Source organism: Phenylobacterium sp., assembly GCF_024508875.1.
Lineage (GTDB): Bacteria > Pseudomonadota > Alphaproteobacteria > Caulobacterales > Caulobacteraceae > Phenylobacterium.
Window position 1 is genome coordinate 1 of the sequence record NZ_JANINU010000105.1, and the last position, 12,291, is coordinate 12,291.

Consider the following 12,291-nt stretch of genomic DNA (forward strand, 5'->3'; position numbering starts at 1 on the left):
CCAGGGTCAGGCGGGCGATGTCGCCGCCCACCCGGGCCACCAGGGTGTTCAGGGCCCCCTCCAGCTCGCGCACGCTGTCGGTGAAGCGGTCGGCCAGGAACTGCAGGACTTCGGGCCGGGCGGCGGGCACGAAGCCGCCAGCCTGGGCCAGGGTGTTCAGCTTGCGCTCCAGGATGCCCAGCCGCAGGTGGCGGTCGGCCGGCTCGATGCCGCAGACGAGGCCCGCCTGCAGGTGCGAACGCAGGCGCGGCTCCATCTCGCTGAGCTCGGTGGGCGAGCGGTCTGCAGTCAGCACCACGCGGCGGCCGTCCTCGACCAGGGCGATGAGCGTGTGGAACAGCTCTTCCTGGGTCTGGGTCTTGCCGGCCACGAAGTGGACGTCGTCGATCAGCAGCAGGTCGGCGTTGCGCAGCTCTTCCTTGAAGGCGGCGGTCTGTCGGGTCTGCAGGGCGTTGACGAAGGTGGAGGTGAACCGCTCGGCCGAGAGATACACCACCCGCTTCCCATTGCCCGTGCGCATGGCCTCCCAGGCCAGGGCGTTCAGCAGGTGGGTCTTCCCAAAGCCGTAGGGACCGTGGAAGACCACCGGGTTGAAGTGGCCGTCCGCCCACGAGGCCACCCGGCGGGCGACGGCGAAGGCGAACTCGTTCGCCGGCCCCGCCACGAAGTTCTCGAACGAGTATCGCTCCTGGAGGCCCTGGAGGCGTCCCTGGCGGGCGGTGACGGGCGCGGCGGCCTCCACCTCTATCTCGAACACTTCGGCCGTCTGGGCGGCCGCCTGGGCCGCGCCGAGCGGCGCGGGCGCGCTCACCACCGGGCCGTTGGCGGCGACCGGCCGCGTGGTCATCGAGGCGGCCTCGACCTCCATGCGCGACTTCAGGTCCAGGCGCCGACCCAGCGGGTCGTTCTGCGCCCAGAGTTCGCCGATCCGGCGCCAGGCGTTGTGGCGGATCCAGTCGCGCGCGACACCGGTCGCAGCGACCACGCACACCTCGTCCCCGGACTCGCGCAGCGCCGCCTGGCCCAGCCAGGAGCCGAATGTCGCGTCACCCAGCTCGCGCTTCAGAACCTGGCAGGTCTTGCTCCACACGGCCATTGCCGGCGCGCTTGCCATAGCTCCCGCAGCCCCCCCGCTTGTCATCCCTCAAACCCCATAGAACCAAACAAGGACAAGCCAGGGCCCCGAACCCCCCGACAGACGCGATTACTCAATGCAAACAGGTTCTTGTTCGCCGAACACATGTGGTCCGCCGCCGTCCCGGTTTCGGCCGGGATCAAGTCAAAGACGCCTGTAAGACCCCCGACACTAATGAGGGCCCCTAGGGGGTCAACGGTGATTCTTTTCGCCGTCGAGACTTATTTCTGTTGACTCGGCAGGGAGCCTTTTCAGTCCAAGGGAAAGGCCAAAAACCGAGTGCGGAGACTGAGCAAATCGGTCGCAGGGGGCGCATCCGAAAGCCCAATTCCACGCACAAAAAAGCAGCGCCCGAGAGGGCGCCGCTGATCAGAATTCCTAGAGGCTAACGAGGGTAAATCCGCCCTCTACGGCAAAGCTCGAAGCGGAGGCGCCGGGCGCCTCCACGCGGGGCCTTAGGCCGCCGACATCTTCTTGAGCTGGGCGGACAGGCGCGAGACCTTCCGCGAGCCGGTGTTCTTGTGCACGACGCCCTTGCCGACCGCGCGCATCAGCTCCGACTGGGCTTCCACGAAGGCGGCCTTGGCGGCGCCGGCGTCGCCCGAGGCCACGGCCTCTTCGAACTTGCGCAGGAAGGTGCGAACGCGCGACCGGCGGGCGGTGTTCACTTCGGTGCGGCGGGCGATCTTGCGGACCGCCTTCTTGGCGCCGGGCGTATTGGCCATTCGATTGAGCTCTCAATAAACGGATAGCGCGCCCGGTTTGGCCGGACGGGCGAAATTGGAGGCGCGGATATACTGAAACCGGCCGGGCGGGTCAATGCCGTCCGGCGCGACTCTATGCACCGCGCTGGCCTGAGGTTCAGCTTCCCTTGAAGTCCGGCTTCCGCTTCTCGACGAAGGCGGCCATCCCTTCCTTCTGGTCGTCGAAGGCGAACAGGGAGTGGAACAGGCGCCGCTCCACCGCCACGCCGGTGCTAAGCGTCGTTTCGAAGGCGGTGTTCACCAGCTCCTTGTTCATCATGACGGCCAACGGCGACTGACCGGCGATCTTGCTCGCGGCCGCCAGGGCCTCGTCCAGCAGCTTGCCGGCCGGCACGACGCGCGAGACCAGGCCCGCCCGCTCGGCCTCGGCGGCGTCCATCATCCGGGCGGTCAGCACCATGTCCATGGCCTTGGCCTTGCCAACCGCGCGCGGCAGGCGCTGGGTGCCGCCGATCCCCGGCATGACGCCCAGGTTGATCTCGGGCTGGCCGAACTTCGCGGTTTCGGCGGCGATGATGAAGTCGCAGAGCATCGCCAGCTCGCAGCCGCCGCCCAGGGCGTAGCCCGCCACCGCGGCGATGATCGGCTTCCTGAACTGTTCGACCCGGCGGCCCGCCTGGCCGAAGAAGTCGGCGGCGAACATCTGGGCGTAGGACTTGTCGGACATCTCCTTGATGTCGGCGCCCGCAGCGAAGGCCCGGTCCGAACCCGTGAGCACCACGCAGCGCACGCCCGTGTCGGCCTCGGCCGCCTGCAGCGCCTGGCCCAGTTCGCCGAGAAGCTGGCTGTTCAGCGCGTTCAGCGCCTCGGGCCGGTTCAGGCGGATCAGTGTCACGCCGGCGGCCGGCGTCTCAACGATCAGGGTCTCGTAGCTCATGGGGCGCTCTCTCGCTTCGGTGCGGAGCCGCTTAAGGCCCTGTGACCGAATAGCCAAGCGCGCGCAGGCGGGAGGGCAGGCCGCCTTCACCTATCAAGTGGCCGACGCCGACCACCACCACGGTCCGACCCTTGCCCTTGAGGCGGGTCTCCAGCCGGCCGATCCAGCGCGCGTTGCGATCGGTCACCAGGCGCTTGAAGAGGGCGGGCGAGGCCTTGCGCATGGGTTCGAGCGCCTCATCGTCCAAGACGCGCGTGTCGCCGGCCATCCAGGCCCGGACGAGCTTGCCGTAGGCGTCCGGGTCTTCGGCCAGCTCCCGCACGGTCTGGTTCAGCGAGGCGATCTGTTCGTCCAGCGGCGAGTTGTCGAAGAGGCCGAGCTGTTCGGCCGGCGTCTCGAACGCGGCGCGCTTCACCCGGGACGGCGTCGCGCCTTCCACGGACTTCTCCACGCCATTGTCGGTGTCGGCGCCGGCGGCCCGATACGAGGCGGCGGCGATCGCCACCTCGGCCAGCCAGGGCTCCAGGCGGTCCAGGGTCGCCTTGTCGACCCCTAGCTCCTCGGCCGCCCGGAGCAGCAACTCGGCGTCCTTCGGCGTCAGCAGGGCGAACAGCGACTTGCCCGGCGGGAGCACGCCCGTGGTCGCGGCGAGCCGGGCGATCTCCTGCTCGGCGACCGGCCCGGGCGGCAGTTCGAACCAAAGATCGTCGGCCTGCTTGAGCGCGGCGTCCAGCGTCGGCGGGCTCCAGGCCAGCCCTGGGGGCAGCACGTGGATCGAGCCGAAGAGGACCATCTCGGAGTCGGCGTCACGGACCACCCAAACGGGCGGAGCCGCCCTTGCCGGCGACGGGGCGGCGGGCAGCGCGAGGACAAGGGCGGCCAGCAGGCCCGCGAGGATACGCATCAGGTTTGGCACACCGGACAGAAGAAGGTGGAGCGGCCGGCCTGGACCTGACGGTCGATCACGCCGGGGCAGCCGGGATTGCAGCAGGGCTGGCCCTCGCGGTCGTAGGTCCGGAACCGGTGCTGAAAATAACCCAGCGCGCCGTCCGCCTGGGCGAAGTCACGCAACGTGGAGCCGCCGGCGGCGATGGCCTCCTGCAGCACGGCCTTGATCTCGGGGACCAGCCTGCCGAGCCGCGCCGCGCTGATCCCGCCGGCCGGCCGGAACGGGGAGATCTTGGCGCGGTTCAGCGCCTCGCAGACGTAGATGTTGCCGAGGCCGGCGACGATCTTCTGATCGAGCAGCAGGGTTTTCGGCCCCTGCTTGCGGCCGGCGAAGGCCTCCTTGAGGCGGCGGGCGTCGAAGGCGTCGGACAGCGGCTCGGGGCCCAGCCCGGCGAACCACGGGTGCAGGGGCAGGGTCGCGGTGTTGACCAGCGCCATGTAGCCGAACCGCCGCGGGTCGTAATAGGTCACCCGCGCGCCGGCCTCGGTCTCGAACACGATGTGGGCGTGCTTGGGATCCGGATCCGGCGCGTAGTGGAAGCGGCCCGGCCGTTCGTCGCCCTCGGGACGGGCGATCTCGAAGCGGCCGCTCATGCCGAGGTGCATGACCAGCGTGTCCTCGCGATCCAGGCGCGCGAGGAGGTATTTCGCTCGCCGTTCCAGCTTCTGGATCGTGGCGCCGGTTAGGATCTGGACGAAGTTCGGGGGCAGCGGAAAGCGCAGGTCGGGCCGGCGGGCTTCCACGCGGGCGAGGCGGTGGCCCTCCAGCACGGGCGCCAGGCCGCCCCGCACCGTCTCGACTTCCGGCAACTCAGGCATGGGCGCTGGCTTGGCACGGCATCGCTGGCGCGCCAAGGCCCTTGGCGATCCCGCTTTCGGAATGGCGAAAGAGAGCTCGAGATCGGACTGCGCCTTTCCGGGCGCACTCCGGGAGGCTAAGAGCAGCGCCATGACGGGACCTTCCGCCACCTTTGGCTTCCGCGACGTCGACGCCTCCGAGAAGGCCGGGCTCGTGCGCGGCGTCTTCGACCGCGTGGCCAAGCGCTACGACCTGATGAACGACCTGATGAGCGGTGGCGTGCACCGGCTCTGGAAGGACGCGGTGGCCGCCCGGCTCAATCCGCAGCCCGGAGAGGTGATCGTCGACTGCGCTGGCGGGACCGGCGACATGGCGCGCCGCTTCTCGAAGATGGCCCGCAAGGTCCAGGAGCGCCGCGGCGGCGAGGACGCCAGGGTCTTCGTGGTCGACTACAACGCCGAGATGATCATGGCGGGCCGGGAGAAGGGCTCGCTGCCGGAGATGGCGTGGGCGGTTGGCGACGCCCAGCGGCTGCCGCTGCCCGACGCCTGCGCGGACGCCTATGTGATCAGCTTCGGCATCCGGAACGTCACGGACATCCCCGCGGCCCTGCGCGAGGCGCGGCGGGTGCTGAAGCCGGCCGGCCGCTTCCTCTGCCTGGAGTTCTCGCGTCCGACCACCGAGGCGCTGCGGGCGGCCTACGACGCCTATTCCTTCAAGGTGATTCCCGAGATCGGCGCGCGCGTCGCCAACGACCGCGACAGCTATCAGTATCTCGTCGAGAGCATCCGCCGGTTCCCCGATCAGCGGACGTTCGCCGCGATGATCTCGGACGCCGGGTTCGGCCAGGTCGGCTGGACCAACTTCGCCGGCGGCGTCGCCGCGCTCCATACCGGCCGGGCGATCTGAGGCCGATGTCGTCGCTGGGCGCCTATGTGCGGCTTTTCGGAGCCGGGTGGACGCTGGTCCGCAATGACGCCCTGCTGCCGCGCGAACTCGACGCCTACTACTCGCCCATGGTGCGGTTGGCGGCGAATAGCCTGCGCCTGTTCGCGACGCGGCGCAGCGGGCGGCCGGGCGAGCGGTTGGCCCGCTCGCTGGAAGGCCTCGGGCCCGTGGCGATCAAGCTGGGTCAGCTCCTCTCCACGCGCGGCGATATCTTCGGCCGCCAGTTCGCCGAGGACATGGGCCATCTGAAGGATCGGCTACCGCCGTTTCCCATGCCCGAGGCGCGGGCGCTGATCGCGCAGGAACTTGGCCGGCCGGCGGACGAGATCTTCGTGGGGCTCAGCGCGCCCGTCGCCGCCGCGTCCCTGGCCCAGGCGCATGAGGCCGCTCTGCCGGACGGTCGCCGTGTGGCGGTCAAGGTGCTGCGGCCGGGCATCGAGCGGCGCGTGGCCGCCGACTCGGCGGTGCTGGAGCTGGCGGCGCGGCTGATCGAGCGCATCGCGGCGCCGCTGCGACGCCTGGAGCCGGTGAAGTTCGCGCAGACGGTGGTGCGCGCCACCGAGCTGGAGCTGGACCTGCGCCTCGAAGCCGCCGGGGCCGACGAGCTGGCCGAGGTGATGGCGCGGGACGGCTACATGTCGGCGCCGAAGGTGCTGTGGGAGGGCGTCGGCAAGCGCGTGCTGACCATGGAATGGGCGGACGGCATGCCGCTGTCGGACGAGGCGGCGTTGAGCCAGCCGGGCCTGGACCGCAAGGCCCTCGCCGACAACCTGACCCGCGCGTTCCTGGCCCAGGCGCTGGACCACGGCGTCTTCCACGCCGACCTGCACGAGGGGAACCTGTTCGCCGCCGCGCCGGCGAAGCTGACGGCGGTCGACTTCGGGATCGTGGGGCGGCTGGGTCCCGTTGAGCGGCGCTACCTGGCCGAGATCCTGTGGGGCTTCCTGCAGCGCGACTATCCGCGGGTCGCCCAGGTGCATTTCGACGCCGGCTATGTGCCGCGCAAGCACAGTGTGGCGGCGTTCGCCCAGGCGCTGCGGGCGGTGGGCGAGCCGGTGTTCGGCCAAAAGGCCAACGCGGTGGCCATGAGCCGCGTCCTGACCCAGCTCTTCGAGATCACCGCGCTCTACGACATGCACCTGCGGCCCGAGCTGGTGCTGCTGCAGAAGACGATGATGACGGTCGAGGGCGTGGCCCGCCGCATCGATCCCGAGCACGACATCTGGGCCGCCTCCGAGCCGGTGGTCCGCCGCTGGATCGCCCGCGAACTGTCGCCGGTGAGCCGGGTGAAGCAGTTCGCGGCCGAGGCGGAGACCGCGCTTCGCAACATCGCCCGGATGGCGGCCGAGCCGCAGCCGGCCGTGGTGGTGGAGGCTGAGCCGGAGCGGCCCGCCGCGCTGCTCTGGTTCGCGCTGGGCGCCGCCGTGGCCGGCGCGGCGTTCCTGGCCGGGATGTGGCTGGGGTAGGGCTTCGCTACGCCTCGTCGTCGTCGCGGTTGCGGCGGCTGGCCTGGCGGCGGGCTTCGCGGGCCTTCTGTTCTTCCCAATAGGCCATGCCCTCGTCGGGCTTGAACATGGTGCGGGGCGCGCCCGCCTTGCTGGCGACGGCGAAGACGTTGCCCTTGGGGTCGTAGAACAGCCTGTCGCCGTTCTTGCGCGTCAGTGTCAGCGTGCCCTTCGGCGGATGGCTGACGAAGCCGTGGGCCTTGCTGACGAACTCGTCGACGCTGTCGGCGCCGAAGGCGCGGCCGTTGCGGTCGAAGGCGCGCTGGGCGTTCTGCTGGGCCGAGAACTTGCGGCTGGCCGACCACATCGGCTTGCCGTCGACTTCCGGAACCGGATCGCGGCGATGATCCTCCCGCCGCGCGCCCTGATCGTCGTCGAAAGACGTTGCAGAAGATGTAGGCGTCTCGTTGGACGCCATTTGGGTCCCGGCGGCCTGCTTGGGCGCGACGGCCGAAGGGCCGTTGTCGCACGCGCTTAGGGCCAGGGCGGCGCCGGCGAGCAGCAGGACAATCTTCGATTTCAGCATCTCGGTCCCCATCCTATGGTCGAGATGGAACAAAGAAAGAACACAAGCTCGGGCGTTTGTCGAGTCTCTCCGGATGACCTACATCGGAGCCCTCTTTCACGGGGTGTCGGGCCTTGGCCGAGCAGCGGGTTCTCCTCATCGTCGGCGGCGGGATCGCGGCCTACAAGGCGCTGGAACTGACCCGGCTGCTGCGCAAGGCGGGGGTGGGCGTGCGGCCGATCCTGACCAAGGCGGGGCACGAGTTCGTCACGCCGCTCAGCCTGTCGGCGCTCAGCGAGGACAAGGTCTATTCCGAGCTGTTCAGTCTCACCGACGAGGCCGAGATGGGGCACATCGAGCTGTCGCGCTCGGCCGACCTGGTCGTGGTGGCGCCGGCGACGGCGGACCTGATGGCGAAGGCGGCGAACGGCCACGCGAACGACCTGGCCTCGACCACGATCCTCGCCACCGACAAGCCGGTGCTGATGGCTCCGGCGATGAACGTGCGCATGTGGGAGCACGCGGCGACCCGGCGGAACGTCGAGACCCTCAAGGCCGACGGGGTGCTGTTCGTGGGGCCGGACGAGGGGGCCATGGCCTGCGGCGAGTTCGGGCCGGGCCGGATGGCCGAGCCGCCGGCGATCCTGGAGGCGATCCTGAACGCGCTGTCGGGCGCAGCGGCGCGGCCGCTCGCGGGCAAGCGCGCGATCGTAACCGCCGGCCCGACCGCCGAGCCAATCGACCCGGTGCGCTATCTCTCGAACCGCTCGTCGGGCAAGCAGGGCTACGCCATCGCCTCGGCCCTCGCGGCGCTGGGCGCCGAGGTGACGCTGGTCAGCGGCCCGACGGCGCTCTCCGCCCCGCCGGGGGTGAAGCGGGTGAACATCGAGACGGCGCGCGAGATGCTGGCGGCCTGCGAGGCCGCGCTGCCGGCCGACATCGCGGTCTGCGTCGCCGCCGTGGCCGACTGGCGCCCGGAAACGGTGGGCGGGGGCAAGATCAAGAAGAGCGACGGCGGGCCGCCGGCCATCGCGCTCGTGGAGAACCCCGACATCCTGGCGACGCTCTCCAAGGCCAAGACGCGGCCGAAGCTGGTGGTCGGCTTCGCCGCCGAGACCAACGACGTGGAGGCCTACGCCCAGGCCAAGCTGGCCAAGAAGGGCTGCGACTGGATCGTCGCCAACGACGTCAGCGTCGAAGGGACCATGGGCGGCGACCAGAACGCCGTCGCCATAGTCTCGGCGGGCGGAATCGAGCGATGGGACCGCATGGCCAAGGGCGAGGTCGCCCGCCGGCTGGCCGCCCGCATCGCCGAGGAATTCTAGCGTGTCCCCCACCGTCCCGATCACCCGCCTGCCGCACGGCCAGGACATCCCGCTGCCGGCCTACGAGACGGCGCAGGCCGCGGGGATGGACCTGCGCGCCGCGGTTCCGGCGGACGAGCCCCTGGTGCTGCATCCCGGCGACCGGTTCGCGGTGCCGACCGGGCTGGCGTTCGCGCTGCCGGCCGGCTTCGAGGCGCAGGTGCGGCCGCGTTCCGGTCTGGCGTTCAAGAACGGCATCACCTGCCTGAACTCGCCGGGCACGGTCGACGCGGACTACCGGGGCGAGGTGAAGGTGATCCTGATCAACCACGGGCCCGAGGCCTTCACGATCCGCCGCGGCGACCGCATCGCCCAGCTCGTGATCGCGCCGGTGGTGCAGGCGAGCTGGACCGAGGTCGAGAGCCTCGACGAGACCGCCCGCGGCGCCGGCGGCTTCGGATCCACCGGCGCGAGCTGACGCGCGGAACGAGCTGGGCCTTTCGCAGTTCTCACCGCTGCGTGCGGATTGCGACCTACAATGTGAACGGGGTGAACGGCCGGCTGGAAAGCCTGCTGGCCTGGCTGGCCGAGACCCGGCCGGACGTCGTCTGCCTGCAGGAGCTGAAGGCGCCGGAGGAGCGGTTTCCGCAGGCCGAGTTGCGGCGCGCGGGCTATGGCGCGATCTGGCACGGCCAGAGCCGGTGGAACGGCGTGGCGATCCTGGCCCGCGATTGCGAGCCGGTCGCGACCCGCAGGGGCCTGCCGGGCGACAAGACCGACGTGCAGAGCCGCTACATCGAGGCGGCCGTCAACGGCGTGATCGTCGCCTCGCTCTACGCGCCGAACGGCAACCCGCAGCCGGGCCCGAAATTCGAGTTCAAGAGGCGCTGGCTGGAGCGCCTGGAGACCCACGCCGCGGGCCTGCTGGCGAGCGGCCATCCGGTGGTGCTGGCCGGCGACTTCAACATCATCCCCGAGCCACGCGACGTCTATGCGCCGGAACGCTGGCTGGACGACGCCCTGTTCCATCCGGACGTGCGGGCGGCCTATCAGCGCCTGCTGGCGCAGGGCTGGACCGACGCCCTGCGGGCGCAGTTCCCGGACGAGACGGTCTACACGTTCTGGAAGTACTGGCGCGGGGCGCTGGAGCGGGACGCCGGCCTGCGGATCGACCACCTGCTGCTGAGCCCGACCCTCGCGCCGGCGCTCAAGGACGCCGGCGTCGACCGCGCGTTCCGGGCGCGGGACGGCGCCAGCGACCACGCGGCGGTCTGGATCGAGATCGAGGACTGAGGGCGGCGGTGGTCGAGAAGTTGATCGCACCCGGAGCGCGAGACTCCGAAGCCAACCTGCGCAATAAAATCAGCCGGTGGGGGTTTACGGCGGCATTTCTGATCCAATGTCTGACAGCGATACGCGTGAGCGCCCTGCGCACCGAGGACTAGTTGTCCTAGGGGCTCTTCTTCTTTGCGCGACCATTCTTTCGTTTTGTGCATGGCAGGTGCGCTCCACGTTTTCTCGAAGCCTCCACCACGCCTATGGCGAGTATGATCCACAGGAGAAACCCCGCAGTTACGAGCAGCAGCGCCCCAGTTGGGCCGACGCATGGCAGGCCTGGAATACAGACGCGGCCCTTGATGTAGCGGTCTTCCAGTTGATGGTTGGCCTCTTCGGTGTCGCGGGGGTGGGTTACACCGTCCACTATGCCCGGTTGGCTTGGAAAACCGCTGAGGAGACGTTGAGGGAAACGCGCGACTCCTCAGAGCGCCAACTGCGTGCTTACGTCTACATCTCGAAAGCAGTCTATAGAAGCGACCAAGATGGCGAACGCGTGGAGTTAGTGTTCCACAACCACGGGCAAACACCAGCTTACGACCTCTGGATCGAACGCGCCGGCAGCGTCAGAGATTTGCCGCTCACTGAAGCGCTGTCGGTGCCGGTTCGATACGAAAGTCGCTTTGACCTCGCCCCAAACGCTGAAGCTGGTCGAATGAGCATCCATTTTGCCGAATGGGATGATCCGAGCCCTCAGCGCTTCGGTCATGGCGGAACCGCGCTCTATATTCATGGAGCGCTCCACTATCGGGACGCCTTTGGAAAATCCCGACAGACCGACTTTCGGTATCTCGTGCGAAGCCGAACTGACCACGGTGTGAGCCCCTGCGAGGAGGGCAACTCGTCGACCTAAGGTGAACCGCCACTACATCCTGCGTCACCGCTTCCGATGACGCCAGCCACCCGATGCAGGCGTGGTCGCCGTGTGCTTGGCGTGTTTGCTGAATACTACCCGCATCGTTGCCCTTTAGCGGACGCTCCGAACGTCAGCGAGCGGGTGGTTAGCCATCGCTTCCGGAAGGGAACCGATCGAGAGCCACCGATGAGCAGAACGCCAGCAGGTCGGCTCCATAAGCCGGCTCTATGAAGACGAGGGCGGCCTCGCCCTTGGCAACCTGATCGAGCTTGACCGCGAGAAACTCCTCATGCCGCCTGTGGTAGTGGGCTTCTGCGATTGGGTACGGCCCTGGAAACAGTATCTCCATAGCTTCTCGGACTGTGTCGGTCGGCACGTCGTCCGCGTCCAGACTTTTGCCTGTAACCGACCAAATGCGCATGATGATGTTGCCTTCGCGGAAACCATCGATGCTGAGCGCCTGCAGGCCCGCGAGTGTCATCCGGTACGCCGTACCGTCTGCTTGCTTGAGGCCTAAGACAGCCTCTCCCTCGGCGACCGAGATCGACGCGAGATAGCCGTCGTGAAACGGAAAGGTTGTCGCACTCACCAAATCAATCCGAATGGTCGCTGCGGCCTATGTTTGGTTCGGGAATAAGCTTCCACAATGGGTCTAATGGGGGGCTACCCTCTCCCCTCTCGCTTCGCCGGGGGCGAGGAGGGCACCGTCACCACTCGTATGGGATGCAGGTGAAGCCGAAGTCCCTTTCGAGGGCCAGCGCCGCGTCGTCTGCCGCCTGTGCAGACTTCGCGACGATGTACTCACACAGAATGCGGCGATTTCCCCCGTCTTGGATCGGGTCGATGACGTGGGTCACGAAGAAGGCCCCTTCACCCAGCGACGTGCGCAGGATCGGATGACTGCACAACGGCTCGATAAGGTCGCCTACTGAGGGTTCTCTTGCCAAGCTGAGACACCCATCTGTGTCCCCCCATGGAGTCCATGAGTTCGAGAAAATCATGACGCTGATGTCGAACTTCATCTCGTCAAGCGCTTCGGCAACTTGGATGGGCAAGGGTGGCCGACGCGGGATGAAGAGTCCGCTAAGGGTGGAAAGCCGACCTTCCACATTCTAGCTTTCGGTTAGCTGACCTAAGAACCGTGCGAACCGAGCGCCTGGAAGGCGACTGACGCTACGAGCAAAGCACAGCGACTCCTCCTCTCCCCCGACCCCGGCTTCGAGCCGGGGGAAGAGAGGGGAGAGGGGCGACGCGGGACGCGCCGCCGCCGCTCGGGTTTCAGCCAGGGCCCACAGGAGCGCCGGGGCTGGCGTGC

15 protein-coding genes are annotated in these 12,291 nt (G+C 68.6%); 7 read left to right on the forward strand and 8 right to left on the reverse strand.

The window, feature by feature from the left end:
• The 5 genes from Q0L11_RS09225 to mutM form a co-directional block, all read right to left on the reverse strand.
• The coding region (locus tag Q0L11_RS09225) for a DnaA/Hda family protein (RefSeq protein WP_296596839.1) at window positions 1–1,141 on the reverse strand (1,141 nt) is incomplete at its 3' end.
• Window positions 1,142–1,590: 449 nt separating this feature from the next.
• Window positions 1,591–1,860 carry a 30S ribosomal protein S20 gene (rpsT, locus tag Q0L11_RS09230; RefSeq protein ID WP_296596840.1) on the reverse strand — a complete coding sequence of 90 codons (270 nt, stop codon included), beginning with the start codon at window positions 1,858–1,860 and terminating at the stop codon, window positions 1,591–1,593.
• A 136-nt stretch (window positions 1,861–1,996) separates the two neighbouring features.
• A complete protein-coding gene (locus Q0L11_RS09235) occupies window positions 1,997–2,776 on the reverse strand; it encodes an enoyl-CoA hydratase (RefSeq protein ID WP_296596841.1) in 780 nt (259 codons plus the stop codon).
• Window positions 2,777–2,807: 31 nt separating this feature from the next.
• On the reverse strand, window positions 2,808–3,680 hold the full coding sequence (locus Q0L11_RS09240; protein ID WP_296596843.1) for a TraB/GumN family protein: 873 nt from the start codon (window positions 3,678–3,680) through the stop codon (window positions 2,808–2,810).
• Entirely contained in the window at window positions 3,680–4,543 is an 864-nt protein-coding gene (mutM, locus tag Q0L11_RS09245; RefSeq protein WP_296596844.1) for a bifunctional DNA-formamidopyrimidine glycosylase/DNA-(apurinic or apyrimidinic site) lyase, read from the reverse strand. Before mutM ends, Q0L11_RS09240 begins: the two co-directional genes overlap by 1 nt.
• Before the next feature lie 130 nt (window positions 4,544–4,673).
• Here mutM and Q0L11_RS09250 point away from each other — a divergent pair, with 130 nt between their 5' ends.
• Complete coding sequence (locus Q0L11_RS09250; protein WP_296596845.1) at window positions 4,674–5,432, forward strand: class I SAM-dependent methyltransferase; 759 nt, start codon at window positions 4,674–4,676, stop codon at window positions 5,430–5,432.
• 5 nt (window positions 5,433–5,437) lie between these two features.
• A complete protein-coding gene (gene ubiB, locus Q0L11_RS09255) occupies window positions 5,438–6,937 on the forward strand; it encodes a 2-polyprenylphenol 6-hydroxylase (RefSeq protein ID WP_296596846.1) in 1,500 nt (499 codons plus the stop codon).
• 7 nt (window positions 6,938–6,944) lie between these two features.
• On the opposite strand, the gene Q0L11_RS09260 is transcribed toward ubiB, so the two are convergent.
• On the reverse strand, window positions 6,945–7,502 hold the full coding sequence (locus tag Q0L11_RS09260; protein WP_296596848.1) for a hypothetical protein: 558 nt from the start codon (window positions 7,500–7,502) through the stop codon (window positions 6,945–6,947).
• Window positions 7,503–7,615: 113 nt separating this feature from the next.
• On the opposite strand from Q0L11_RS09260, the gene coaBC reads away from it, so the two are divergent.
• Genes coaBC through Q0L11_RS09280 form a run of 5 tightly spaced genes read left to right on the forward strand, consistent with a single transcriptional unit; the run spans window position 7,616 to window position 10,973 of the window.
• Entirely contained in the window at window positions 7,616–8,806 is a 1,191-nt protein-coding gene (gene coaBC / locus Q0L11_RS09265; protein ID WP_296596849.1) for a bifunctional phosphopantothenoylcysteine decarboxylase/phosphopantothenate--cysteine ligase CoaBC, read from the forward strand.
• 1 nt (window position 8,807) lies between these two features.
• The gene (gene dut / locus Q0L11_RS09270; protein ID WP_296596850.1) at window positions 8,808–9,263 is read left to right on the forward strand and encodes a dUTP diphosphatase; all 456 of its coding nucleotides are present in this window, start codon (window positions 8,808–8,810) and stop codon (window positions 9,261–9,263) included.
• Between the two features lie 41 nt (window positions 9,264–9,304).
• A complete protein-coding gene (gene xth, locus Q0L11_RS09275) occupies window positions 9,305–10,078 on the forward strand; it encodes an exodeoxyribonuclease III (protein ID WP_296596852.1) in 774 nt (257 codons plus the stop codon).
• An 8-nt stretch (window positions 10,079–10,086) separates the two neighbouring features.
• A complete protein-coding gene (locus Q0L11_RS24675) occupies window positions 10,087–10,230 on the forward strand; it encodes a DUF6471 domain-containing protein (RefSeq protein WP_367183385.1) in 144 nt (47 codons plus the stop codon).
• 56 nt (window positions 10,231–10,286) lie between these two features.
• Complete coding sequence (locus Q0L11_RS09280; protein WP_296596853.1) at window positions 10,287–10,973, forward strand: hypothetical protein; 687 nt, start codon at window positions 10,287–10,289, stop codon at window positions 10,971–10,973.
• A 148-nt stretch (window positions 10,974–11,121) separates the two neighbouring features.
• On the opposite strand, the gene Q0L11_RS09285 is transcribed toward Q0L11_RS09280, so the two are convergent.
• On the reverse strand, window positions 11,122–11,565 hold the full coding sequence (locus Q0L11_RS09285; protein WP_296596854.1) for a hypothetical protein: 444 nt from the start codon (window positions 11,563–11,565) through the stop codon (window positions 11,122–11,124).
• A 118-nt stretch (window positions 11,566–11,683) separates the two neighbouring features.
• On the reverse strand, window positions 11,684–11,998 hold the full coding sequence (locus Q0L11_RS09290) for a hypothetical protein (protein ID WP_296596855.1): 315 nt from the start codon (window positions 11,996–11,998) through the stop codon (window positions 11,684–11,686).
• Between the last annotated feature and the right edge of the window lie 293 nt (window positions 11,999–12,291).

Bases quoted from the DNA above. Each gene is read 5' to 3' on its own strand.
- rpsT (WP_296596840.1), bottom strand. From the start codon at position 1,860: ATGGCCAATACGCCCGGCGCCAAGAAGGCGGTCCGCAAGATCGCCCGC.
- Q0L11_RS09235 (WP_296596841.1), bottom strand. From the start codon at position 2,776: ATGAGCTACGAGACCCTGATCGTTGAGACGCCGGCCGCCGGCGTGACA.
- Q0L11_RS09240 (WP_296596843.1), bottom strand. From the start codon at position 3,680: ATGCGTATCCTCGCGGGCCTGCTGGCCGCCCTTGTCCTCGCGCTGCCC.
- mutM (WP_296596844.1), bottom strand. From the start codon at position 4,543: ATGCCTGAGTTGCCGGAAGTCGAGACGGTGCGGGGCGGCCTGGCGCCC.
- Q0L11_RS09250 (WP_296596845.1), top strand. From the start codon at position 4,674: ATGACGGGACCTTCCGCCACCTTTGGCTTCCGCGACGTCGACGCCTCC.
- ubiB (WP_296596846.1), top strand. From the start codon at position 5,438: ATGTCGTCGCTGGGCGCCTATGTGCGGCTTTTCGGAGCCGGGTGGACG.
- Q0L11_RS09260 (WP_296596848.1), bottom strand. From the start codon at position 7,502: ATGCTGAAATCGAAGATTGTCCTGCTGCTCGCCGGCGCCGCCCTGGCC.
- Q0L11_RS09290 (WP_296596855.1), bottom strand. From the start codon at position 11,998: ATGAAGTTCGACATCAGCGTCATGATTTTCTCGAACTCATGGACTCCA.